Source organism: Microbacterium sp. NPDC058389 (assembly GCF_042722305.1).
Lineage (GTDB): Bacteria > Actinomycetota > Actinomycetes > Actinomycetales > Microbacteriaceae > Microbacterium.
Window position 1 is genome coordinate 58868 of record NZ_JBHXJQ010000009.1, and the last position, 24833, is coordinate 83700.

16 protein-coding genes are annotated in these 24833 nt (G+C 65.0%); 5 read left to right on the forward strand and 11 right to left on the reverse strand.

Annotated elements, in window-relative coordinates:
- Positions 1-2 precede the first annotated feature (2 nt).
- Positions 3-2330 (forward strand): glycosyltransferase, encoded by a 2328-nt coding sequence (locus ACFWJ8_RS13370; protein WP_378812132.1) that lies wholly within the window; start codon positions 3-5, stop codon positions 2328-2330.
- 49 nt (positions 2331-2379) lie between these two features.
- Here the strand turns inward: ACFWJ8_RS13370 and ACFWJ8_RS13375 are convergent, their stop codons facing one another.
- From ACFWJ8_RS13375 to ACFWJ8_RS13385, 3 genes are all read right to left on the reverse strand, one after another.
- Positions 2380-3624, reverse strand: coding sequence for an ABC transporter ATP-binding protein (locus tag ACFWJ8_RS13375; protein ID WP_378812134.1), 1245 nt, complete (start codon positions 3622-3624; stop codon positions 2380-2382).
- Positions 3625-3667: 43 nt separating this feature from the next.
- The gene (locus ACFWJ8_RS13380; protein ID WP_378812136.1) at positions 3668-4519 is read right to left on the reverse strand and encodes an ABC transporter permease; all 852 of its coding nucleotides are present in this window, start codon (positions 4517-4519) and stop codon (positions 3668-3670) included.
- A gap of 118 nt (positions 4520-4637) precedes the next feature.
- Positions 4638-5687, reverse strand: coding sequence for a hypothetical protein (locus ACFWJ8_RS13385; RefSeq protein WP_378812139.1), 1050 nt, complete (start codon positions 5685-5687; stop codon positions 4638-4640).
- Here ACFWJ8_RS13385 and ACFWJ8_RS13390 point away from each other — a divergent pair.
- From ACFWJ8_RS13390 to ACFWJ8_RS13400, 3 genes are all read left to right on the forward strand, one after another.
- The gene (locus tag ACFWJ8_RS13390; protein ID WP_378812141.1) at positions 5652-6785 is read left to right on the forward strand and encodes a hypothetical protein; all 1134 of its coding nucleotides are present in this window, start codon (positions 5652-5654) and stop codon (positions 6783-6785) included. The two genes, ACFWJ8_RS13385 and ACFWJ8_RS13390, sit on opposite strands and share 36 nt — an antisense overlap.
- A gap of 36 nt (positions 6786-6821) precedes the next feature.
- Positions 6822-9155: a glycosyltransferase gene (locus ACFWJ8_RS13395; protein WP_378812144.1), complete on the forward strand. Its 2334-nt coding sequence runs from the start codon at positions 6822-6824 to the stop codon at positions 9153-9155.
- Positions 9156-9228: 73 nt separating this feature from the next.
- Complete coding sequence (locus ACFWJ8_RS13400) at positions 9229-11604, forward strand: glycosyltransferase (protein WP_378812146.1); 2376 nt, start codon at positions 9229-9231, stop codon at positions 11602-11604.
- 229 nt (positions 11605-11833) lie between these two features.
- Here ACFWJ8_RS13400 and ACFWJ8_RS13405 read toward each other — a convergent pair whose 3' ends face one another.
- The 4 genes from ACFWJ8_RS13405 to ACFWJ8_RS13420 are packed head-to-tail and all read right to left on the reverse strand — an operon-like array spanning position 11834 to position 19317.
- Positions 11834-12931: a hypothetical protein gene (locus ACFWJ8_RS13405; protein WP_378812149.1), complete on the reverse strand. Its 1098-nt coding sequence runs from the start codon at positions 12929-12931 to the stop codon at positions 11834-11836.
- A gap of 60 nt (positions 12932-12991) precedes the next feature.
- Positions 12992-14638: a hypothetical protein gene (locus tag ACFWJ8_RS13410; protein ID WP_378812151.1), complete on the reverse strand. Its 1647-nt coding sequence runs from the start codon at positions 14636-14638 to the stop codon at positions 12992-12994.
- The gene (gene galE / locus ACFWJ8_RS13415) at positions 14619-15674 is read right to left on the reverse strand and encodes a UDP-glucose 4-epimerase GalE (RefSeq protein ID WP_378812318.1); all 1056 of its coding nucleotides are present in this window, start codon (positions 15672-15674) and stop codon (positions 14619-14621) included. The genes ACFWJ8_RS13410 and galE overlap by 20 nt, the downstream gene beginning before the upstream one ends.
- A 1-nt stretch (position 15675) precedes the next feature.
- Positions 15676-19317 (reverse strand): glycosyltransferase, encoded by a 3642-nt coding sequence (locus tag ACFWJ8_RS13420; protein WP_378812154.1) that lies wholly within the window; start codon positions 19315-19317, stop codon positions 15676-15678.
- A 569-nt stretch (positions 19318-19886) separates the two neighbouring features.
- Here ACFWJ8_RS13420 and ACFWJ8_RS13425 point away from each other — a divergent pair.
- Entirely contained in the window at positions 19887-20708 is an 822-nt protein-coding gene (locus ACFWJ8_RS13425; RefSeq protein ID WP_378812156.1) for a glycosyltransferase family 2 protein, read from the forward strand.
- On the opposite strand, the gene ACFWJ8_RS13430 is transcribed toward ACFWJ8_RS13425, so the two are convergent.
- Genes ACFWJ8_RS13430 through ACFWJ8_RS13445 form a run of 4 tightly spaced genes read right to left on the reverse strand, consistent with a single transcriptional unit; the run spans position 20696 to position 24753 of the window.
- Positions 20696-21712: a Stealth CR1 domain-containing protein gene (locus ACFWJ8_RS13430; protein WP_378812159.1), complete on the reverse strand. Its 1017-nt coding sequence runs from the start codon at positions 21710-21712 to the stop codon at positions 20696-20698. The two genes, ACFWJ8_RS13425 and ACFWJ8_RS13430, sit on opposite strands and share 13 nt — an antisense overlap.
- Positions 21690-22574, reverse strand: a complete 885-nt coding sequence (locus ACFWJ8_RS13435; protein ID WP_378812161.1) for a glycosyltransferase family 2 protein — start codon at positions 22572-22574, stop codon at positions 21690-21692. Before ACFWJ8_RS13435 ends, ACFWJ8_RS13430 begins: the two co-directional genes overlap by 23 nt.
- Positions 22571-23734, reverse strand: a complete 1164-nt coding sequence (locus tag ACFWJ8_RS13440) for a glycosyltransferase (protein ID WP_378812164.1) — start codon at positions 23732-23734, stop codon at positions 22571-22573. Before ACFWJ8_RS13440 ends, ACFWJ8_RS13435 begins: the two co-directional genes overlap by 4 nt.
- Positions 23731-24753, reverse strand: coding sequence for a glycosyltransferase (locus tag ACFWJ8_RS13445; RefSeq protein WP_378812167.1), 1023 nt, complete (start codon positions 24751-24753; stop codon positions 23731-23733). Before ACFWJ8_RS13445 ends, ACFWJ8_RS13440 begins: the two co-directional genes overlap by 4 nt.
- Positions 24754-24833 lie beyond the last annotated feature (80 nt).

Here is a 24833-nt window from a genome sequence, read left to right on the forward strand (position 1 = left end):
CGATGTCGCCCGCGCCCCTTGTATCGATCGTCATGCCGGTGTTCGACGACGAATCGACTGTCGCCGCGGCGCTCCAGAGCGCACTGGATCAATCGCTCCGCGACATCGAGGTCATCTGCGTGGACGACGCGTCGACCGACGGCACTCCCGCGATAATCGAGTCGTTCGTCGCCCGCGACCCTCGCGTTCGGCTGATCCGCCAGGACCGCAACCAGTCGGCCTTCCAGTCAAGGCGCGTCGGCATCCTGGCTGCCGAGGCCGCCTACGTGCTCTTCCTCGACGGAGACGACGAGCTCGTCGTGGATGCCGCGGAGAAGGCCCTCGCGCAGGCTGAGGCTACGCGAGCAGACCTCGTCGGCTTCGGAGTCACGGTCGTCGAGAAGAGCGGCCGCACAGGCGGAGCGTACGAGAACCGTCTGCGGCACGCTCACCAGGCTCTGACGGACGGTGCGGTACTACAAGGGCTGTTTCCCATCGGTGCACCGGCTCAGGGCCAGCTCTGGCGGTACCTGTTCCGGACGAGCCTGCTGCGCCACGCATACTCCTTGGTGCCTGAAGACCTCTCGCTGCCGCGGGTCAACGACCTCCCGCTCCTGTTCCTCGCCGCCGCCTCGGCCACGAAGCTCGTCGCCATCCCCGACAAGCTGTATCGCTACCACTACGGGCGGGGCGGAAGCGGTCAGGCGGTCGACAGCGTGGAGCGCGCGGAGTTCTACGCGTCGGCGATCCGCTCGATCGACAGCATCCGCCCGGCGATCGAGAGCCTCGCGCTCGAGAGACAGGACGCGGACTCGATCCTCGCGACGTACGAATCCGCTCGGCTGTCGATCATCGCCCACGTGTGCTTCCAGCTGGTCGCCGGCTCTGACAGCTCGATCCTCGACGCCGCACTCGGGCACCTCCAGACGCTGACGTCGACGCGTGACATCATCCGCGCGGCGGCGACCTTCCGCCCCGCGACGCTGTCGACGTTGAGGTTCCACCTGCCGTGGCAGGGCGATCCTGATCGGCCGGTGCGCAGCATCCTGCTGGCCACGTCGTCGCTGCGCACGGGAGGGGTGTCTGCCGTGCTCACGTCGCAGGCCCGCGCTCTGCGTGACTCGGGATGCCGCGTGACGATCGTCGCGCGCAACCGGGGCAGCGATCGCTCCGCCGTCCCGGCGGGAGTCGATTTCGTCGAGCTGGCCGGCCGGGACCTGGACGCGCGCCTGCGGGAGTGGTCCGCGCTCTGCCGCAGCAACGAGATCGACCTGGTCATCGACCACCAGCTGCTCTACACGGATCAGTGGCCGGAGTACGCGCTCGCGGCCCGTGCCGAGGGGGCCGCGACCATCGGATGGGTCCACAACTTCGTCGGCAGGCCGCTGTACGACGGGAACCGCCGCCTCTCGCTCCTCGAGCGGTGCAGCAACACCCTTGCCCGGCTCATCGTGCTCTCCCCGCTCGATGTCGCATACTTCAAGCTGCGTGGCGTCGCCCACACCTCCTTCCTGCCCAATCCCCCTTCGCCGCTCCTGCTCGAATCCTCCTCTCACTCTGCAGCGAAGACACGCACACATGGCCGCATCGACCTCGTGTGGTGGGGTCGCCTGGAGCAGCGCACGAAGCAGATCTCCGAACTCATCGACGTCGGTGTCCAGCTGCGAAAGCTCCGGGTCGACTTCCGGCTGCAGGTGATCGGACCGGACTGGGACGACTCGGCTCAGAAGAGGTTCAACGCCGAGGCTCGTCGACGCGGTGTCGGCGACGTAGTGGTCGCGGTCGGACCTCGCCATGGGCGGGACCTGATCGACCTGATCGACGCGGCGGATGCATTCGTGTCCACCAGCATCATCGAGGGCTATCAGCTCACCATCGCCGAAGCGCAGGCACGCGGCCTGCCCGTCTTCATGTACGAGCTTCCGTGGCTGACGCTCGCTCAGGACAACGCCGGAATCGTCACGGCGCCCCAGGGCGACGCTCCCGCCCTCGCGCGCGCGATCGCTCAGGCCGTCGAAGATCCAGACCGGTACGCAGAGCTCTCGGCCTCGTCGGTGGATGCTGCACGCCGAGCGCTCTCCTACGACTTCGCCGCCCTGTATCGCGACGTAGCGGCGGGCACACTGCCGCCCGAGTTCTCACCCGAGCCGAGTTTGGACGATGCTCGTGAGCTGCTGCGGCTGCTCGTGTTCTTCGCTGAGCGGGGCAGAGGTGCCGGGCGCGCACCGAACGCCTCGCTCAGCGCCCGGCTATGGCGGTCCGCGGCGCCCCTCGGCCGCGCGACATTGCGGCGGTTCCCGCGTCTGCGCCCCCTCGCGGATCGCGCGAAGGGCTTGTTGCGCGCCCGTTGAAGGCGAAGCCGGTGCGGCCCCCTGGTGCCGGCGGGTCCACGCCGATCCCTCAGAGCGGGAGTTCGATCGCGGCGCCGTCGGCGACGCCAGCAGGTTCGACGACGACGATCGAAGCAGCAGACGCCGACACTTGCGAGGCCACGTCTGAGGCGACGTCTACGTGCGACAAGAGCGCGACCAGGGCGAGCGCCGCACCAGCGCCGATCGCGATCAGGATCGCTGCAGCGGTGATCGCAAGCGCGATGATGCGGCGGCGCGACTGCGCGCGGGCGGCGCGATAGAAGCGCTCGCGTCGGGCGAGGACCCGGGGGTTCTCGGGCGGGGCAGGCAGAGCCGTCGCCTGTGTGGACCCCGCGGGTTCCGGGGGTCCTGCGGCGGCGGGAGCGGCCGCCGGCTGTAGCTCGTCAGCCAGCTGCGCAGGGGACTCGGCCGGTCGTGCGGCCGGCGACACTTCCGTCAGCTCGCCATTGCGTGCGACCCTTGCCGCGCGTGCACGCCGCCTCGCTGCCGCTGACGATGGCGCCGGCGTCGCCGAGGCAGCGCCGACGGCGCCGCCGCCCGGCTGCTTGGTCCACTTCACATAGTCATCGATGACGTCCTTGGTGGGACCGTCGGCGCGCAGTTCGCCCTTGTGGATCCACAGCACGCGCTCGCAGGTGTCACGGAGCGAGCCCGCCGAGTGACTGACGATCATGACCAGGCCGGCGCTGTCCCGCAGTTCGCGGATGCGCTCCTCGCTCTTGAGCTTGAACCGACGATCACCCACCGACAGCGCCTCATCGATCAGCAGGATCGAGTGCGCCTTCGCAGAGGCGATCGCGAACCGTAGCCGCGCGCCCATTCCAGAGGAGTACGTGCGCATCGGGTGATGTATGAACTCGTTCAGTTCGGCGAAGTCGGCGATCTCGTCCACGTGCGCCGATGCTTCCTCGGGAGAGAAGCCCATCGCGAGCAGACCGAGCTTGATGTTGTTCTCGCCCGAGAGCCCGGGCACGAGCGCCGCGTTGACTCCGAGCAGCACGGGACGGTCAGCAGCCCAGATGCTTCCCTGCGAGGTGGGAATCAGGCCGCTCATCGCACGGAACAGCGTCGACTTACCCGATCCGTTGTGTCCGATGACGCCGATCGTCTCACCCTCGGAGGCGGTGAACGAGACTCCGCGGAGGGCGGGAACGGTCTTCAGGCCACGTCCACCACGCAGTGCGCGCACGCTGAAAACGCTGTCACGAGCGCTCATGCGCTTGCCCGACGCGTACACACGGTAGGTGACGTGCGCGTCGTCCACGACCATCATGGGCCGACGATCGGAGTGCACGGACTCCCCCGGCAACATCAACTCACTCACTGAGCCCATACCTCGCCTCGGCCCTCCAGAAGTACACGACGCCGAACCCGATGGCCAGCACCGTCCAGATGGGCGCCGCGATGACGGCGAGCAACGGCGCCGGATGCGTCACCAGGAGGGCTCCACGAGCGAGCGCGATGAAATCGTAGGTCGGGATGAGATGCGCGATCGTCAGGAGCACTGGATTGTCCGCGAAGATGAGATCGACCTGGAAGAAGATCGCGCTCGCGTAGAACAGCACCCGGTTGATGGTCGGAATGAACTGCTGTACGTCGCGGACCCAGACCGACATGCGTGCGACGATCAGCGCGGCACCCAGATTGAAGACGGCCATCATCGCCAGGATCGGAATGACCAGGAGCCACGACCAGCTGATGGGCACGCCGAAGACGAGCAGCAGGACTCCGAGCATCAGCGTGATCGGAACCATGCGCATCGCCTGCTCGATCACGACTGCCACCGGCAGCAGGATGCGAGGGAAGCCGAGGCTCTGGACCAGCTTCGTGTTGCTGGTGATGGCACGCGAGCCGCCGGAGAAGCAACCGGTGAAGAACTCGAAGACGAATACGCCGGTGAGAAGGTAAGGAACCCAATCATCCGGGCGGGCAGCGCTCGAAAGCACGAAGCCGAAGATCGTTCCATAGATCACCGCGGTGAGAACGGGCTTCAGAATGATCCACAGCACCCCGAGACGATTGTCGAGGAGCCCGCCGATCAGGCGGTAGCCGGCGAATGTATAGGCGAACGTCCGGCGGCGCCACGCCTCAGCCAGATACGCTCCGAGCGGAGGTCGGCGACCCACCTCGAAGAGGCCCTCTTCTACGGCGCGAAGGCGTGCATCCACCAAGGAATCCGCCACCTCTCTGGTCGCCACACTTTCGTGGGACTTTCCCGCGAGGGCATAACTCGCCCGATCATACCCCGACTCGTGATACCGAATCTGGGCGCGTCGGGCGCGCAGGTCAGGCGACTGACCCCATGGCGGTGCGGATGCGCGCCGTCAGATCGGAGATGTCGGCCCGAGCGGCATGAACTGCTGGCGCGAGCCCCGGCAGGTGCGCCTCGAACCTGTCGGCGAATTCGCCGAGTTCGTCGTAACGACCCACCAGACCGCCCAATCCTGCCGCCGCCAGCAGCCGCGCGATCTTCTGTGGATCGCTTCCGGATCCGATGGGGTAGGCCCCCTCGGTCGCCGCGATGATCAGCCCGTGCGCACGGTCGCTGACGACAGCCAACGAGCGCTGATACACCATGCGGACGTGAGCGTCGAGGTCGGCGTGACGCATGCTGGGCGGAGGGAGGTACTCGCCCCCGAGCGCCTCCGCGAGATGCACGGCACGCGGCGCGTCGCGGGCAACCTGGGCCAGCGTGACGATCTTCGTGCCGGTGTCCTCGGCGAACGCCCGCATCGCCGCGAACCAGTCGGCATCCGGCCACAGCCGGTCGAACCGCATGGTGACGGCGAGCCAGGGCCGATCGAAAGACGATCGCCACTCCTCGGCGGGGGTTCCCAGCGAATACGCCCAGTCGGGCGCGAACTCGCCGAAGCCGGCTGCGTCACGTGAGCCTTGGTCGCGCCAAGACATGATCGTCGCGTTGTGCATCGACGCATCGAAGGTGACGTTCGCTGCGGTCTCGACGCTCTTGATACCCAACCCCGCGAAGATCAGTGCGCCGCCTGCATCAAGCACGCGAGCGCACTCTGCGGCACGACGAGCGACCGGAAAGACGCCGCCTCGCGGATTCGTCTCCCCCGCGTTGAACGCATGAACCGGACGAGTCGCTTCTTGCTCCGCCCCGATCCACGTCGCCCGCTCCTCATGGAACGTCAGATCAGGCGCTGTCGTGAACGCTGAGAGATAGTCGGTCGACGCCGGCCCGAGAAAGACGTGGACATGCCGCCCCGGTCCCCGGAGCGCGTCGAGGTACGCTACTCGCAGGGCGGAGTCACCAAGGTTGTCGTCCTGCCCGCTCAGATGCGCGAAGACGTGCTGGGTCGTTTTCGTATTCACCGCGCACGAGTCTATTCTTGGCGCGTGCTCTCGCCGTCCAGACTCCTGCGCCCCGCAAGGCGACGAGAGGCCGAATCCGCCGCGCGCGTCGCTTCGACACCGCAAGCTCCGTTGCGTGTCGTCGTGACGCAGCGACCGCCTTCACACCGCGTGAGATACGTCGACCAACTCGTCGGCGACGACTCGGCGGGCGGCGCACCCGCCGACATCCACCTCGAGTTTCGAGACAGCCTTCGCGACGCACCGGATGCCGACGTCGTGGTCCTGACATCCGTCAGCGCCGTGGTCGGCGACCGACGGGTCCCGGTCGGCGAGAGAGAGCGTCGGGCACGTCGATTCGTCAGAGCACTCAGGCGTCGCCGCATCGCGCTCGTGAGGTCACTGAGCGGAGACTCCGCTGCGGCGTCGAACTCGGGCTCACGCGCCGAGGCCATCCTCGATCAGTTCGCAATGACGTCCATTGTGATGAGTCCGGCAGTCCCGACGCGGTCGGCGCGAACCACTACCGTCATCCCACACAGCCATCTCCGCTCGCGCTTCCTCGGCTATCCGCGCACGGATGCGGTGGCTGGGCGACTCCTCTTCCTGGCTTCGGGAACCCTGCCGGGCGCGTACGAAGGACCGCTCAAGGTGTTCGCCGCGGCCGCTCCGGACGGGTGGTCGCTGCGCGTTGTGGGACAGGTCCCGCAGGATCTGGCATCGTCGTTCGCCCGCACTGTCAATCGATATCCGGCTACGATCTCGCTGTGCGATGAACCGCTCTCGGACGCAGCGCTTGTGACCGAAGTGGGTGCGGCGGAGCTCGTCGTCGTCGCGTCAGGAACCCAGGAGTCGCTCGCCGTCACCATGCTCGCACTGTCACTCGATCGGCCCGTGCTGGCCGAGGACACGCCCTCGAACCGTCTGCTGGCGGATGAAGTGGGTCACGACTGGGTGCGTCTGCACCGGGGGCCACTGACCTCGGCGACACTCGAGCACGAGCTCGTGCGGTTCCGGGAGCATCCTGCCGCGGGCCGCCCCGATCTCGACGCACGCGACCCGAATGCGATCGCCGCTCAGTACGCGGATGTCTTCCGCGCAGCCGCATCGTCCGCCTGAACGAAGCTCCTTCACCACAGGGTCCACGAATCTCAGATGCCTTCGACACCTCTCGTCTCAATCGTCCTCCCCGCTTTCTCCGACAGCCCCTTGCTCGCAGACGCTCTGCGTGCGTGTACCTCGCAGACGCTGGAGCAGATCGAGATCATCGTCGTCGCATCCGCCCCAGCCACGATCGAAGCAGACGTGAGTTCCGATCGGCGCGTGCGGATCATCCATGCCCCCGACGCGACCTCGCTCGTCGCGGCACACCGAGCAGGCGCGTTCGCGGCACTCGCCGCGCATGTGCTGCCGTTGAGCGCCTCCGACGTGCTCGACGATGACGCCGTGCGACTGGCGCATCGCACCGGCGTCGAACTGGATGCCGACATCATTCGCATCCTCGCGCATGATGATCGGCGCAAGGCGCCCAGCGCAGTGACACCGCAACGTCGCATCAGTGGGGGTCGCCGCACGCTCCGAGGGGATGACATCCTCCGTCAAGTCTTCCCGGATAGCGCCGTCGTCGATCATCGCACCTGGCGTCACCTGTTCCGGACCGAGCTGCTGCGGGAGGTATGCGAGTCGATGCCCGCAGCATCGACACCCGCGCCTGCCAGCCCCCTTCCCGTCGTATTCCTCGCGTGCGCCACCGCTCGTACACATGTCACCCTCTGGGCGCCTCTGTACCACCGAGTCGCGGAAGCCGGATCCGAGCTTCCGGGCTCCGATGCTGGACTCGCCCTCGACGAGGCTGCCGCTCTATCGAACATCGAGGGGAAGGTTCGCGAACTTGCGCGCAACGTCCCCAACCCGGAGCCACTCGTCGAGGGCTTCGAATCCCTTCGCCTCGCGACGATCGCACGAGCCGCAGATGCTCTGGCCGATCTCCCTGACGACAACCGCAGGCGCGGCCAGGATCAGCTGGGTTCCTCGACGAACACCGTCGACATCATCGCGGCAGCATCCAGGTTCTCCCCCCGCGCGCTGAGCGCGCTCTCACGGGACGGAGACCACATTCGCCTCGGCCAGAAGCCGGTGCGACGCCTGCTGCTCACCACCAATGTGCTCACCACCGGCGGCGTCTCCGGGGTGCTCCGCACACAGGCTCGCATGTTCCTCGACGCCGGCTACGAGGTCACGATCGCGACGCATCGCCCGGGAACCGATCTCTCTGCGGTCCCCGACGGTGCGGCCCTCGTGCAGATGGCCGGATCGCCGAGGAATCGGCTGCACCAGTGGGCCGAACTCTGCCGGACCGGTGGGATCGACGTCATTATCGACCATCGGATCCTGTATTCGCGCGATTGGCCTGCGTACGCGCTGGCTGCCCGCGAGGGCGGTGCGGCGACTATCGGCTGGATCCACAACTTCGCGGGTCGACCGACGTACAACGGCAACGATCTTCACACGCTCATGCGCGACAACATGGATGCTCTGGCGAAGCTCGTCGTCCTCTCCCCGCTGGACGTCGCCTTCTGGAAGCTTCGCGGAGTCGGCCATGTCACGTACCTGCCGAACCCGCCCTCGCCGCTGCTTCTCGACTCGATCGGCAAGATCACGCCGAAGACGGCGCCAGCCGGCCGTCGGCTCGAACTCGTGTGGTGGGGGCGCCTGGAGGAGCACACGAAGAAGGTGACGGAGCTCGTCAGCGTCGCGGCAGAACTCAAGCGGCTGGGTGTCGACTTCCGGATGCGGGTGATCGGCCCGGACTGGACAGACATGACGAGCGCCCGACTGTCGAGCCTGGTCTCCGCGCGCAACCTTGACGGGTTCGTCGAGGTCACAGGCCCCCGCCATGGGCAGGACCTGCTCGACGCCATCACCTCTTCGGATATGTTCGTCAATACGAGCATCATCGAGGGGTATCCGCTCACCCTGCCGGAGGCGCAGTCGTACGGCCTACCGGTCGCCATGTACGACCTGCCCTGGCTGGCCCTCACGCGCGACAACAAGGGTGTGGTCGCCGTGCCGCAAGGGGATGCCGTCGCCCTTGCAACCGCGATATCGGATGTCGCGGCAGATCCTGAGCGCTACGAAGCGATGTCCCGGGCGGCCGTTGAATCGGCCGAGCGCGCGACGACTCATGACTTCGCGCAGCTCTACCGACAGCTCATCACTGGAGCGTTGCCGGAGGAGTATTCGCCCGAGCCGACCCTCGACGACGGGCGACAGCTGGTCAGACTGCTGGTCTTCTTCGCGGAGCGGAGCAGCAGCCCGCAATCGATCGCTGCGCGCGCAGCCCGAAGGGCGCGCCGGCGAGCCGCCCCGCCGTCCGTTGGACGCCGAATCGAGGGATCGCTGACCGAAGCCGGACACCGGATCCTCGGGGTCGCCCCCTGGGTCCGGCCTGCACTCCGAAAGATCAAGCACGGCATCCGCCGTCTCTGACTCGGCCGAATCCAGTGGCTAGCCACATCGACCGGCAGCGACGCCCCTCCCAGAGAGCAACGACCCGAAGCACATGGACACGACCCCGCTCGTCTCGATCGTCATCCCCGTCTTCAACGACGCGGATGTCGTCGCTGCCGCCATCCGGAGCTGCCTGCGCCAGACTCTCAGCAACGTCGAGGTGGTCGTCGTCGATGACGCGTCCACCGACGACACCGCGGAGATCGTCCAGGAGTTCGCCGAGGTCGACGCGCGCGTTCGCCTGTTCCGTCAGGACGGCAACAAGTCCGCCTATCAGGCCCGTCGTGTCGGCATCCATGCTGCTCGCGGGGAGTACCTTCTATTCCTCGACGGTGATGACGAGCTGGCCGGCGACGCGGCAGCGACCACGCTTGCCAGAGCGACGGCGACCGGCGCCGATCTCGTGCAGTTCGGGGTTGAAGTCGTGCGCCCGGACGGCAGCACCGGCGGTCCGTTCGAGACTCGGTTGCAACCGCAGCTGGGGTCACTGCGGGGAACCGACGTGCTGCGTGGTCTCTTCCCGATCGGTCAGGCAGCACAGGGGCAACTCTGGCGGTACCTGTTCCGCACCGATCTCCTCCGCAGCGCGTACGCGCTCATGCCGGAGGATCTGGTGCTTCCGCGGGTGAATGACCTTCCGATCGCGTTCCTCGCAGCCGCGCTGGCGACGTCGTTCGAATCGGTCCCAGATCGGCTCTACCGGTATCACTTCGGCCGCGGTGGCAGTGGACAGAAAGTGCATGATCTCGAGTGGGTGAAGTTCTACGCGAGCGCAATCCACTCGATCGACACCGTCGCGACGGCGGCAGCCGAGATCGCGTCGCGCAGTAGCGACCCCCAGCTGGTCCGCGACACCTACGACTCGGTGCGTCTGGCGATCATCGGCTACACCACGTACTACCTCGCGGAGCACACTCGCGAGGATCTGCTCCCCGCGGCGCTCGAGCACCTGTCCACCCGTGCCGCCCCGCACGACATCGTCCACGCGACGGCAGCGTTGTGGCCTGGTGCGCTGGGCACTCTCGCCGCGCACATGCGAAGGGCCGACCTGGGTGCTCGCCCGGTCCGGAACGTACTCCTCACCACGAACATCGTTCGGACAGGCGGGATCTCGGGCGTGCTCCTCGCCCAGGCGCGGCAGCTGATGAATGCCGGCTTCGGCGTCACCGTTGTGGCCCGCGACGAGGGCAGCGACCGGTCCGCGATCCCCTCAGGGGTCACCTTCTTCGAGCTGTCGGGGAGCGACCTGTCTGGCCAGCTCAGTCAGTGGGCAAAGATCTGCACGGAACGTGAGATCGACGTGGTGATCGACCACCACTGGCTGTACACGACGAAGTGGCCCGCATTCGCTCTTACGTCTTCCGCCGAGGGCGTCCCGACGATCGGTTGGGCGCACAACTTCGCAGGCCGCTCCGTGCTGCGTGGGCTCGAACGCCTCGAGTTTCAGACGCGCCATCTCGACGCGCTGGCTCACCTGGTTGTCCTGTCGCCCCTGGATGTCGCGTTCTGGAAGTTGCAGGGGATGCCGCGCGTATCGTACCTGCCCAACCCCCCTTCACCGCTGTTGGCCGTGTCACCCGCTGCCGCCATCCGCAAGAGCGCTCCCGCTGATCGCCCGGTCGAGCTGATCTGGTGGGGACGACTGGAGGAACCGACCAAGCGCGTGAGCGAGTTGGTCGAAGTCGCGTCGCAGTTGGATCGCCTCGGCGCCGACTTCCGGATGAGGATCATCGGGCCCGATTGGGAAGAGACGACGAAGGCGACCCTCACCGCGCTCGCGGGCGACAAGGGTGTCGGCGATCGCGTCGAGGTGGTCGGACCGTTGTATGGTGACGATCTGCTCGCGGCAATGGACCGTGCGGATGTGTTCGTGAACACCAGTGTCATCGAGGGGTATCCGCTCACGATTCCCGAGGCGCAATCGCGCGGACTGCCGATCGCAATGTACGAGCTTCCGTGGCTGGCCCTCGTGCACGACAACGACGGGGTCGCGACCGTGGCGCAGGGCGAGGCTGAGGCGCTCGCTGCCGCGATCGCTCGTATCGCATCGGATCCGGAGCTGTTCGCGACGATGTCGCACGCTTCACTCACGGCAGCTGAGCGCGAGCGTACGTACGACTTCGCGACGCTCTACCGCGAACTCGTCACGGGCGCTCTCCCCAGCTCGTGGTCACCCGAGCCCAGCCTGCAGGACTCCGCTGCGTTGATCGACCTGCTGATCAGCTTCGCGGAGCTGAACGCCGAGGCGCGCCGCACCACACCGAGGAAGCCTGCCGAATCGCCCACGTCAGCCGCGACAGAGCCGACGAGCGACAGTGCGGACCTGCTTGTTCGTCTGGTCACCCCGCCGGCGCGAGCCCTGATGAGGGTCGTTCCGGGACTTCACCCTCTCGCAGTCAAGGCCAAGCACGCCATCCTCCGCCGCTGATCAGCTCGTCGGGGGTATGCGCTGGCTCGCGTACCGCGAAAGGTCAACCCGCGCGCAACGGCACCATTTCCGCCGCGCCATGGACACTCCGTGGTCACCGCGTTCGCAAGGAGTTCTTCCTCGCGTCTCCGCGCTCTGAGCGACACCCCGTTGAAGCGGTCGGTAGCGCAGCCGTCGTGCCGACGGATCAAGCGTCAGGTGGCCCTTGGCCACCTGACGCGCTCGCTGCCTAGCTGGTAGCTTCCATGCCCCACGACAGCACCGCGGTATCGCTTCGGGGCGAAAGCACCCGCTTTAGCTCGGAGTTGGCCTCCTCCCACGACCGAATAACCTCACCGACATCGATCCGTTCAGCATCGGAGACGACGAGCAGCGCATCTGACCTCAGCATCCACCGCAGCAGAGCTGCGTCCGGGTAGAGATCGACGCCATTCATGTCGTTCGCGTCCCTATCAAGGACGAGTAGATCCACCCCTCGCGGGAGTCCTTCCACCTCGGCATCACTGTCCGCCGGGGTCGCGGTGACAGTTCCGACCCTGCGCACATCCGCCAACCCTGCCAGTTGGTGTTCGGTGAGCAAGGCAAGCGTTCGCGCGACGCCGTCGTCGTCGTCCTCCAGGACGATAAGCATCCCGGTTCCTCGTAGCCGCAACGCATATGCCATCCATAGCGCGGTCAGTCGATTCCCTCGGTGGACGACGCAATCGACCTGGCGCTGTTCGATGATGTCGGTCACGAAATAGATTCCCGCCGCGCCCAAGCTCGAACCCGCCATCGAGGGCAACGGGGCAACCGGAGTGAACCGACTGAACAGTTGGTACAAACCTTGCAGGTCGTCTAGGTATTCCACCTCCGGCTGGCGAACGCGAGCCCGGATCCCGTCGTATATCGCCGCCGTCCGCCGCTCAAGCTCAGCCATCGAATGCGCCGACTCCAGTACGCCACTCTTTGTGGCCGTTATAGTTTGGGAGGTCAGTTGCTGCGCGACTCGCATCCCGCGGATCTCGGAATGAAGAGCAGCCACGCTGGTCACCAGCTGCGTTGCCTGCTCGACATCCGCAGCGCGGCTGACCTTCATCTGCTCAGCGCCGCGGTGGATGCGCTCGACGGTGCGACGCACGTCCTGCAGGTCTCTGCGCTGCGACTTCAAATCTCCGCGTCGAGTCGCGAATTCGATTCGAGAGACCACGCCAACCATTGCCATCAGGCACGCGAGCGCGGCGAGCGCCCAAGCGGTGTTCCCCATCAGCGCGAAGATTGCAACGATGGCCACGAGACCGAGAAAGACTGCGATCGCGACGAGATCTCGGACAGTGACCCGGGGCATGTGGTTCCTCCTTTTGCCCACGATGGGCGCTAATGATGCTATCTGTCGACAGCGCGGGTGTTAGGTCCAGTCTGGCTCGGCGTTGGCAAGGCGGTCGTGGTATGCCGAGTACCAATCGGACAAGACTGCCGTCGCACGCAACAAGACGAGCGCGTCAGGGCTCAGCTCTTTGCCCGCAACCAAACGGTCCAGCGTCTGCCCCCGAAAGATGGTACGCGCGAAGGGAAGGCGACCGACAACGCTTGCAAGCTCCAGCCGCGCCATCGGCAACGAAAGCCCGCGTGGAACGAAGGAACGCGGATCACTCCGCATTGTGTTCGTTGTTTCCATTTTTGCGAGCGTCGGATCAAGGATCTGCAACAGGCGCTGCCGAATGTCTGGTTCGCCGGGCTGAGAATGTCGAGAGTTGAAAACCGCCGCGACGAAGGTGGGATCGATGAGCGGCGTCACGACCATTCGCTCCGGTCCGAACAATCGAAATGGTGCCGCCGCAATGACACGGTTTGTTCGATGCTCCAGCCAGTAGAGGACTTCTGCGTAGGGATGCAGCCCCCAATGTGCCGTCCTCTCCATCCAGTACGAGCTCGTGATCTCGGAGAATGTCTCCTCCACGTCTCGGTTGAGGATGTCCGGCTTAGATATCCGCCATCCTCCGATACGTCGCAGCACGTCCGTCCTGTGGGCCTGAGGATCTGAGCCAGTCTGCAGCGCGTGGTAGTGCAGCAGCTTGTCACCGGCGAGACCGTCCAGGAGCGGTCTACGGGAGCCATACAGTGATCGGGCGAGCGGGCTGAACCAGTTGTGGAGTGCCGTCTGGAACTCGAGCCGGCTGGCGACTTCACCACGGGCGACGATCCAGTCTTCTGCGGACCAACCTACTTCGCGCAACCCGATCCGCGACGCCTTGGCGACCTGTCGCGCTACACGAACGTCGGCGTCCCAGCCGTTCTCATGCGGGGTCACGCTAGCGCGCAAACCGCGCGCTTCGCTTCGCTGAAGCGCGGCAAGCACCAGCCGCGAGTCATGCCCGCCGCTGAGCGTCAAGTCGACACCGTCGGCCGACATTCCCGGGCTAACATCACGTACGACCTCTGCAAGCGCCTCGGCGACTCCACTGATAGGTTCCGAGGCGTTCGGAGAGGTCAGCCACCTGGGACCTGGGGCGGCAATGATCTCGACGCCCGCCGCGGTGAGCGTCAAGCGTCCGCTGCGCTCCAGACGTCGCACTTCAGCGAAGCCGGTATCGCTCCCGGTGAAGCCGAGAAAGGTGAAGAAGCGCGCCCAGGCGCCCCAGTCTGCATGGATGCGCTGTGCGGGCCGAATTGCGAGGAGAGGCTCGATGCGGTTCGAGAAGTACACCGCGCTCTCTAGTCGCCGATAGTAGAGGTCCTGGAAGCCGAGAGCGTCACCATGGACAACGGCCGTGTCCGTATGCCCGCGCCAGTACCCAGCGAGGCCGAGTTCGTTTGCCGCCGAATCGATGGACGTCGCTCGGGTGCTTCGACCGATGTAGCGGCCCCAGCACCAGCCCTGCGGTACACGCTCCAAACCGCGAGAGTTTCCAGTCGCAGCGAAACGAGCACCAGCCCCAATATCCAGCGTGACGGTTCCAGCCGGCGCGGACCCGATGAGCTGAAGCCATTCGTCTTCGCGTACCACGCCTAGAGCGCCGCACACGAACGGCTGGCTAGCGAACGTCGCGCTCATGAACAGCGGAGCCAATCGATTCCCGTAGACCCATCGGGTTAGCGGACTGCCACCGCCACGTGTCTGCACACATCTGGTTCACTGTGCGAGATGCGGTCCACCCGAGCTCGGCATGCGCGCGCGCTGGGTTCGCGAAAGCGACCGCTAGATCCCCCTCGCGCCGCGGCCCGATCGAGAACGGTATCCGCTGACCACTTTCCTCTTCAAAAGCACGGACCAACTGCAATACAGACGTGGGCTTGCCAGTACCGAGATTGAACGCGCGAACCGGAAGCAGCATCGTGTCGAGGTGTTGCAGCGCCGCAACGTGACCGGCCGCCAAATCCGCGACATGTATATAGTCGCGCTCGCCTGTGCCATCAACTGTCTCGTAGTCGTCGCCATGAATCGTCAAATGAGGGCGACGGCCGACGGCGACCTGTGCAATATATGGCATCAGGTTGTTGGGCGTCCCCTGCGGATCCTCGCCCAGCATTCCGGACTCATGCGCGCCCACGGGATTGAAGTAACGCAGCAGGGCAACCTTCCACCCCTCCCGCGCCTTCGCGACATCAGCCAGAATGCGTTCGATCATCACTTTGGACTGACCGTAGGGGCTCGCGGAATCGAGCGGGTAGCGATCCTCCTCGAATGGCGGATTCGCGTCGCTCCCATACACGGTGGCAGACGATGAGAAAACAAGCCGCCGCACCCCGTACTTCTCCATCGACTCCAACACCGACAGAGTGCTCGCCAGGTTAGTCCGGTAATAGTGAGTAGGATTCGCGACGGACTCCCCGACAGCTTTTAGCCCTGCGCAATGAATCACCGCATCGATTGAACCACCCACGAGAATGCCGTCGGCGGATCCGCTCTGAACGAGATCGACCTCATGGCACTCGATATCAATGCCCGACAGATGCGATAGCCGGTCGACAACGGATCTCTTTGAGTTGCTGAAATCATCCGCGATGACAACGTCGTGCCCCGCCTCGGCAAGCGCAAGAACAGTATGGGAACCAACATAGCCCGCGCCGCCGGTAACAAGTACACGCATCTCACGTCTCCTTGGCGAGTCGACGAATCTTCTGCGCTTGACCACGGTCATAGCGCAACATCAGATATGTGCAGTGCGCTTCGGGGCTGAGCTCCGCCTCCAGAACTCGATCGCCGTTCGCTGCTGGAAGCTGAATGAATAGTCGACGAGCTGATGCGTACATCTGATGCACGACATCCCCAATGTGGGTCGCCGACTCGGAAGGCAAACTCCGACCCGCCAGGTGCCGATTCATTTCCAGATACGATGCGACGTATCCACGCAACGAACGCTCGGATGACGCCGTAGTCATGATGGAGCCTGGACGCACCCGCCGCGCATACATTGCTACATTTTCATGAACGACGCGGTTTGCATTCATGAGCAGAGCAAACGTGAAGGGGTTGTCCTCGTGTACGATTCCGGGGATGAATCGCAACCGGGTGTCGCGAATGAGGTCCATTCGAACTAGATAGAGGCACGCACTCGCACGATACTCGCCCTTTTCGCGCATGGAGGCGATGAGTTCAACCCCGGTTGTAATGTGTGCGTAGGACGCGCTCCGCGCGTAATACGTCGCGTAAGCATTTCGGGTTTCAGCGGAGACTCCCGGCTCGAAGAATGAGTCCGCGTCGAACAGGAGGACGTCCAATGCATCGCGATCGGCACGATCAACGAACTCCGCCAACTCGTCGATGCGCCAGTAGTCATCGCTGTCAATGAGACAGACATAGCGTCCTCGGGCGAGGTCGAGACCAGTGTTTCGCGCTGCTGACAATCCTGCGTTGGGTTGATCCACAACAATGACACGGCTGTCGCTCGTCGCGTACTCACGGAGAATGCGAGACGAGTCATCAGTCGACCCATCATTCACACAAATGACTTCCATCGAGACGCCCGACTGCGCCAAGATGCTGAGCAAGCACTCATGCAACCAGGCAGCCGAGTTGTAAACAGGCACAACCACAGAGACATCCGGACGTGAATCCTCGACGACAGGGAAAGTACCGTTCTCGCTGGACAGTTGCTCCGTCACCACATCGTCCGTCGGCGCGCCGCTCCCATCCGCGGACGCGGGCTCGTCGTCACGCTGACCCGCTACGCGGTCGAAGAGCCAGACGTCGGCAGGCTTCTCCAACACCTCCGCAACCCGGCGCGCAAGATTGGCGGTGAGGAACGTTTCAGGACTCGCAGCCGCGATTGCGAACTTCGGAAACAGCGTCTCGCGCACAGCAGAGTAGGTGGCGAGAAAGACGGGCGCGGAACTGGCGCGGGCGAGTGCTCCGAGCGACATCGTGGCGATCAGGTTTATGAAGGCCCGTCGGAAGCGCCCGTCGAGATCCGCGGATCGGAGCGAGTCATGTATGCCTGCTATGGCGTCTAGGAACTCGAGTGGCGTCTCCTGAATCGATCCCTGCAGGCTGGAAGAGTTGCCAACGCGATATAGAACGAGATCTTCGGAGACGTAAGTAACTCTTTGTGCCGTTGCGAGCGAGATAAAGGTGAAGTAGGCGTCGTTCGCACGTCTCAGCGGCTGGAACCTTATCCCCTGCTGATCGACGAACGCTCTCCGGAAGAGTTTGTTCCAATTTGAAGGATTGGTTACGTAGAAGAGGTGATCAGCGATAGCGCTCGGAGGAAACGGGGTTTGAGCGGGCAAGTACTGCGTGCGGAGGGCCCAGCGCTGAGGTTGCACCGCACCGGTAGTGTCGTCAAAAGTCTGAAACCCAGTGAGGACGACGTCCGCCTCGTCTGCCTTCGCTTTGCGATAGAGTTTCTCGAGCATACTCGGGGCGAACAAGTCATCGGCGTCAAGGAAGGCGAGATACTCACCTCGCGCAATATCAAGTCCGACGTTCCGTGCAGCACCCGCGCTCCCCACAGCTGGGCCATCGACGCGGGAGAACCTGTCATCGCGTGCTGCGAACTCGTCGACGATTAGCGACGAACGATCAGTTGAGCCATCATCGACAACGATGACCTCGAAGTCGAGGAGCGACTGAGCCGCAAGGCTCTCGAGTGTGTCGTGAATGAAGCGTTCGGCGTTGTACATCGGAACAATGACAGACACGAGCGGTCCGGCCGGACGCGCATCATCGTTTTCAGACCTGGTCAATTCAGTCTCCTCCCCAGCCGGTGCTGGCACACGAATCTCAATAGATTCACGCCGTTCACGGCGAGCTGTCCGCCACCACGGGGTCAGCAACATCACCGTAGTTGTAGCAAGGTGCCACCTGACACCGGGGTACTTGACGTCCGACGCGAGGAATGTCTCGACCTGTTGGCGATCTAACAGCTCGGCTGCCGCCCCCGTGGTCACGCCGTCGCGGATGACCTCGTCTACCCGCGCACGCATGGCTGGATCCGTGAGGTTCTTCCAGTTGAACGAGGCAACCGTTGGATCGCGGTAGATGGCGCCTCGAGCGCCCCAACCCTCCGCATGCAACGGGTGTGGCTGCTCACGCTCGAATCGCCAACGATTTCCTTCCATCCTGAGGTCTCGAAGCGAGGGATGAAGCCGATCGATCAGTTCGAAGGCCAGCATTTCAGCCCAGCGAATGCTCGGATCTATCTGGCGGGTCTCTCGAATGAATCGATTATCGAGAAGCGGGTCAATCACCCGTCGGCGGAAGCGCGCACCCATGCGGCGACTTGCCACCCAGCGCCCGTTTCGCTCATGGTAGTAGAAATCGTCGATTGCCTGGAATGGCGAGGTCTCTGCCATTCCTACATAGTTCAGCCCATATGAAGAAACATACGATTGGGAGATGAACTTGCCATTGCCGAGAGCCGCGGCAACTTCCTTTTGTGCGAGGGCGGGCGTCATTCGCGCATGCGAGGTCAAGACCAGGCCGCCCCTGAGGATCTCCCCTCCCACCCCGGACATGATCGGCAACGGGACGACGTCACCATAATCTTCAATATCATCCCAAGCCGAGTTCATCGCGTCGTGCACATCAAGAACTCGCGTGATCCGGTCAATCGGGTGCTCTGCCAGCAGCGTTGAACCCTCGGTAGCACTGCGATTGGGCGCCTTGATTTCGTGTGACCAACCCGACAATGCGGCGATTTCTGCGGCGAGAATCACGTCGGGATCCCGGGGGACGCCCATCGTGTGTGTAGTCACACCAATCCCCGTGTGGTGAGCGAGCGCGGCTGCGATCACACGTGAGTCACGGCCGCCAGTCAACGCCAGGTGAACATCCCCACCGGCGAGCGGATCAAATGCGCGCACAAGCGCATCCGCCGTGGCGCTGACGGTGCGGTCCCAGTCGGCCAGTCCGAGGTCAGCTCGTCCTGCTTCCGAGACTGGTACCGCCGAGTGTCGACGCTCGCCCCGAGGAGTCATGATCGCCTGCTCGGCAACTCCGAGTGTCGAGACGCCCCCGTACGGCGTCCCGCTGCCCACGATGTAGCCCTTGGACGGCATGGTTACCAGCGCGGCGAGATCGAACTCGGGCTGCACAGCCCCCGATCCGATCATGTGCGCCAGAATGGCACGCGAAGAGAGCACCCAGAGCCGATCCGACTTGCTCACGTAGACCGAGTTGGATTTGGTGGCGTCAGTCGCCGCTTCGATCCTCCGATCAGATGCTCGAAAGAGGTTGAAGCATCCTCCCAGATCGCCTGAATAGGCGAGCAGATCGTCGACCTGTGCGGCCACCGTGGAACGGTACTCCGAGTCAACGTAACCAATGCCATCTATTGCAGTGCGATTTGCGCTCACATATCCAGCGATGCTCCAGGCTGATGGCTCGTTGCTCCAGCTGATCAGCGCGGTTTCCTCAAATCGCCGGATAGTCGGCGTAGGCAGCTCGCGCGCGGGGAACGCCCACTTCGCGTACTGCCGGGCGCGGGCTACTCCTTCGTCAACCGCGCGCTCCCTATCGTCACGGGACGCACCGCTCTCCTCGCGCGCACAAAGCGCCAGGACCATCTTCACCGTAGGTTGATCCTTCTCCGCGCGTTAGTCCGTCGCTGGGCCGTGGTCGTCACCGGAGAGTCTACCCCGCCGGCAAGGGCCACCATCGCGCGCGAAGTTGCGCTGACGACAGGGTTCCACGCGCTCAAAGAGGGTATGCGAACGGCAATTGTCCCTACGAGCGGGCCGGTAAGCTACCGAGGCGGATCCACCAGGCCTCGCGTGCCCAAGTTCGGCTCGCCCTGCACACACGTATACTCAGACGGTCCAGCCAGGCGAGTCCGTGTCCTGCTTCACCGAGCCCTTCCTTCATGCGTCTACCCCCTCCGTCTCCGCATTCGGTCAAACGCCGTTCCCTCATCACGGTCACCTACAACAGCCGCGAGGATCTGTCGCGGTTCTGGGGCGACCACGAACTGGATGTGGCCACGGAGTGGATCGTGGTCGACAACTGTTCCAGCGACGGCTCCGCGGATCTCGCTGAGACTCTCGGCGCCCGGGTTGTGAGGCTGCCGAAGAATGTCGGCTTCTCGGCCGCGAACAACGCGGGCCTCGCCGAGGCACGCGGCAGCTTCGTCGGATTCGTCAACCCCGACATCGGCATCACGGCAGCGTCGATCGATCGGCTCGAAGAGATCGCCCACGCTACCGGCGCTGTCGTCGGCCCCCAGCTCCTGCATCCCGATGGTTCGGTTCAACCGAACGGGCGCGGATTCCCGCTCCTCACGGCGAAGGTGCGCAACCGGATCACCGCCGACGATGCGGACTACCTGCTGTCGTCTGCTCACACCGCTCCATATCCGGTGGTCTGGCTGATGGGCGCCGCGGTGTTCGCGACGCGCCAGACCGTGGACAGGATCCACGGCTGGGATTCGCGCTTCTTCATCTACTACGAGGACTCCGACTTCGGCCTGCGTGCGTGGAAGGCGGGGATCCCCGTCCTTCTCGCCCCCGAGGCAAGCGCCATGCACGGCTGGGCCCGCGAGACATCCGGGCGGTTCCGTGTGATGCCCTGGGTCAGAGAGGTGGCTTCGATGGCGAAGTTCTACACGCGATACCCCGAGCTTCTCTTCTCCTACAAGGTCGCCAAACGGACCCACCCTGCCATCACCGAGGCCGTCTACTCGTCGTGATCCACCCGAGCGCGCTCGAAGGTCGAAGGCGCAGGGAACCGCGCATCGAGAATCGCGTGCAGTCGTTCGTGAGCGCCCTCTTCTTCGGCAGCCGGCCCGTCGTTCAGGCAGACGAACATCGACCCGTTCGCACGCAGATGCGCGTCGATGGCATCCAGCGTGTCGATGCCGACTTCGAAGAATCGACCGTACGCATCCGGAGAGACCGGCGTGAAGTCTCCCGTGCAGAGCTGCCAGTAGCGGAACAGGAATGGACTGACGTCGGTCAGAGACCGCACGCGCGAGCGTGAGGTCGCCTCGATCAGCTCAGGCAGTCGGCATCGCACCTGCCTGAACGTCTCCGTGTGCAGCACCATCGGAACATGCGGCTCGAAGAAGCCCGTGAACGCCCCCCATGGAAGGAGGGCGACATTGCGCACGAGATGCCGACCGTAGCGAAGGCTGAACCACTGCCACGGGCGCGCTCTCATGACGCTGCGCTTGTCGAAGACGGCGTTCACCGCCCCAACCGCGTTCAGCACCCAGTGCGACCAGTCGTTGGATGCGCTGAGCGCATTCTGAACCGCGAATCCGGCCGGCCGGCCGCGGGGAACCAGATCTTCCGCCGACGTCTCCTTCAGGACGAGCATGTCGTCGTTGAAGTACACGAAAGTCGGAGCAAGGCCCGGGATTCTGTCGAGGTTCACCTCGACAGCCATGGAATTGAACGACGGCGACGCGTCCGGCGGCAGAAGATCCCGCTGGTCGACCACCGAGATCCGCGGATGATCCACAACCAGCCAGCGAGGCACCTGATCCGGCGTCACGAGATGAACCCGACGCGCCCAGGGACAGTACCGCTCGATGCTGCGCAACAGGTATCGAAGAGAGTCCCAGTCGTTGTTCGCGCCCGTGTACCGCGACTCGGACGAGCCTCCCAGCGCCTCCGCCCGGGCCGCGCGCCACGCGGGGTCGCTGACGTCCACCCACAGGATCACCACGTCAATAGGATCGACGGCGTCCACCGAGCCTCCGCTTCACCGTTCCGACATAGTCACTCATCGACGAGTACCACATCACTGCCACGCCGTGGCGCACCCGCGACCGGAGATCCTGCGCGGACGCCGCCCTGGCGACGCTGACTCGACGCCTCACAAGCCGGATCGCGCCGCGATCCATCTCCGACCGATGAACCTCGAGGAAGTGCTCAAGCCCGAGCGCCCGTCGCTCGGAAGCCGATGACAGGTGTCCCGCCCCCCGGCCTTCAAGGAAGACGAGACGCTCCACCGCGGCGGCGATACGAGTGCGAGCCGCTCGCGCGCGGACGAAGAAGTCGACGTCGTTCATCACCCACATCGCCGGATCGAATCCGTCGATCCGGTCGAATGCCGCCCTCGTGAGCACGATGTTCGAACCGGTCATCCCCGGGCGGAACGTCGAGAAGCTCTGCGTGGTGGGGGTCATGAAGGGACGCTGCTCCCCGTCGACGACGATCCAGTTCGGAGTCACCACCATCTCGACGTCGGCGGCCACGAGGGTGGTCGTCGCCTGCGCCAGGTACTCGGCATCCCACCAGTCATCATCATCGAGGAACGCCAGCACTTCACCCCGCGCCACCCGTGCGCCGGCATTCCTGGAGATGGATGCCCCGTGCTCGTCGGACACGCTGCGCACGTAGACAAGAGATGGGCCCCACTCCCTCGAGAGCTGCTCGATGCGCGTCCGTGTCGCCGCGTCGTCCGCGTCATCCACGACGATCACCTCGAGAGGGGCGACGCTCTGCCCGAAGGCCGAGCGAATCGCCCGCGGCAGCAGGTCTGCGCGGAGATGAGTGGGGATGACCACTGAGACCCTCGGCGGGCCTCCGGTGTCGCCGTCGGGAGTCATCGCCGTCGTCCCGCGCCGACCACACGGTCGAACTCGTCTTCCAGTTCCGCTGTGCACTGAACGATGTCGAACTCCTCCACAAGCCGTCGTCGCCCCGCGTCGCCCATCACACGCCGGAGCTCGACGTCGTCGCGCAGACGCTCGATCGCGTCGGCGAGTCCCGCAACGTCGCCTTCGGGCACCAGAATGCCGGTGACACCGTCGACGACGGCCTCTCCGACACCCCCGTGATTGTAAGCGACCACGGGGCGCCCCGCCCGCGCGGCCTCCAGGAAGACCATGCCGAAGCCCTCTGCGTCCCCGTCAGGGGCGGTCCGAGATGGCGCGACGAAGACCCGGGCGCGTTCCATCGCCACGGCGACCTGGTCGGGACTCTGAGCGCCGGTGAACGTCGCGCTCACTCGCCCTGCCGCAGCCTCCGCCTCGAGGGTTGAGCGGAGGTTGCCATCGCCGATGATCCGCACGGAGGGTGGCGACCCGCGGAGCCCGAGCCGCTCAACCGCAGCCAAGAGGTCGCTGACGCCCTTCTTAGCGACCAGCCGCCCTACGAAGAGGAGGTCCCACTCCGGGTCGCGCTCCGGAGGCGGAGTGCCGACCGGGATACCGATATGCATCACCTTCACCTTGTGCTCCGGCACGTCGTAGCCGGAGCGCGTCTCCTGCGCGATGAACTGAGACACCGCCAGGACGCTGCTCGCGTACCGCAGAGCGCTCGTCAATCGCCGGGCATACGCTCGCCCAGCTCTGGCCTCCGCGTCCGCCCGCAGGTCCGTGCGGGTCACATCATTCCCGTGCACGGTCACCACAAGGGGGATGCCCAGACGTCGCGCGGTGCGCGCGACGCTGACCGCCCCCATCCCGAAATGGGCATGGATGAGCGTGATACCACGCCTCCGCAGCAGGCGATCGAGTCTCGGGGACCATCCCGACACAGTGAAGAGGCGTCTCTCGATCCGCCCGCGCAGCGAGTCACCGAAGAGCACCACGTCGGTGTCCCGTCGCAGGGGGGACTCGACGTCGTAGCTGCCCACCAGGATGGGATCCCACCGCGTCATCGCATCCAACTGATTGCGGATGAACGTCTCAGAGCCCGGAAGAACCCGATCGCGCCACACCAGAGCACGCCCGGGACCTGTCGTTGGAGCAGGACGACGCGTCATGCCGGGATCTCGCTCGCATGTCTGCGGCGCCAGATCCGTCCCACCGGATAGCCGACCATCTTCGCAACGTCCCCGACGACCACGATCACCGGGGACAGGATCACGGCGCACGCCAGTTCGAACCCTCGGAACTTCGCACGCCGGGCGAGGACGCGCTTCACAGGGCGGGCCATGTAGACGACGAAGCCCCCGCAACCGACGAGCAACAGCACAGGGAGTCTCGTGAGGAAGAGTGCGGCCACGAGCGCGTATGCGTACGCGATGTACCTCGCAGCGTGGCGCCGCGGAAAGAGGTCCGACTTCCCGTCGCCTCGGGCGTAGCGGTAGTACTGCTTCGCGAAGGCGCTCAGACTCGGTCGGCCGATCCAGCCCGCGATCGCGCGCGGCTGGAACTCGAAGCGCGCCCCCGTGCCTTTCAGCGCGAGGTCGAAGACGAGATCCTCACAGTAGTCGAGCCACTCCGGGTATCCGCCCGCGCGCGCCCACGCCGTGCGGCTGAAGAGCACCGATCGGCTGGAAGGCATGAAGTTCTCGGGACGGATCTCGCTAGCCGTGGGCGTGATGGTCACGGCGATGGCACGCTCGATCAGGGTGGTTCCAACCGGTTCGAAGAACCCGCTGACGACATCGGGCGGGTCTTCGCGCGACAGGGGCTCCGTCAGGCGCTCGAACCAGTCGCGACGCAGCTCGGTACCCGCGTCGGTCACTGCGATCACGGGCATGCTCGCGGCGGTGATCGCGCCGTTCCGACCTGCGGAGATTCCGGCGCCCGGCTGAACGATGACGTTGACCGCACAGCCGCACCACGGCGCCCAGGCGTGCAGGATGTCGACGGTACGATCGGCGGATCCGCCGTCGACGACGACGATCTCCTGCGGATGGACAGTCTGGCTCTCGAGCCCTGCCAGGAACGCGCGAATGGATGACTCTTCATTCCAGACGGTGGCGATCAATGCCACCCCGGCGCGCACGAGGTGCGTCCCCGCCTCTGTTCCAGGCGAGCCCGATGCGTTGTCCATGTCTCCCCCATCCTAGGCAAGCCGCTCCCGCGAACACGAAGAGGCCGGATGATCCCCCGAATCCAGTACCCGCCTCCGCA

Bases quoted from the DNA above. Each gene is read 5' to 3' on its own strand.
- ACFWJ8_RS13370 (WP_378812132.1), top strand. From the start codon at position 3: ATGTCGCCCGCGCCCCTTGTATCGATCGTCATGCCGGTGTTCGACGAC.
- ACFWJ8_RS13405 (WP_378812149.1), bottom strand. From the start codon at position 12,931: ATGCCCCGGGTCACTGTCCGAGATCTCGTCGCGATCGCAGTCTTTCTC.
- ACFWJ8_RS13400 (WP_378812146.1), top strand. From the start codon at position 9,229: ATGGACACGACCCCGCTCGTCTCGATCGTCATCCCCGTCTTCAACGAC.
- ACFWJ8_RS13375 (WP_378812134.1), bottom strand. From the start codon at position 3,624: ATGATGGTCGTGGACGACGCGCACGTCACCTACCGTGTGTACGCGTCG.
- ACFWJ8_RS13445 (WP_378812167.1), bottom strand. From the start codon at position 24,753: ATGGACAACGCATCGGGCTCGCCTGGAACAGAGGCGGGGACGCACCTC.
- ACFWJ8_RS13425 (WP_378812156.1), top strand. From the start codon at position 19,887: ATGCGTCTACCCCCTCCGTCTCCGCATTCGGTCAAACGCCGTTCCCTC.
- ACFWJ8_RS13440 (WP_378812164.1), bottom strand. From the start codon at position 23,734: ATGACGCGTCGTCCTGCTCCAACGACAGGTCCCGGGCGTGCTCTGGTG.
- ACFWJ8_RS13410 (WP_378812151.1), bottom strand. From the start codon at position 14,638: ATGAGCGCGACGTTCGCTAGCCAGCCGTTCGTGTGCGGCGCTCTAGGC.
- galE (WP_378812318.1), bottom strand. From the start codon at position 15,674: ATGCGTGTACTTGTTACCGGCGGCGCGGGCTATGTTGGTTCCCATACT.
- ACFWJ8_RS13390 (WP_378812141.1), top strand. From the start codon at position 5,652: ATGCGCGAAGACGTGCTGGGTCGTTTTCGTATTCACCGCGCACGAGTC.
- ACFWJ8_RS13395 (WP_378812144.1), top strand. From the start codon at position 6,822: ATGCCTTCGACACCTCTCGTCTCAATCGTCCTCCCCGCTTTCTCCGAC.
- ACFWJ8_RS13435 (WP_378812161.1), bottom strand. From the start codon at position 22,574: ATGACTCCCGACGGCGACACCGGAGGCCCGCCGAGGGTCTCAGTGGTC.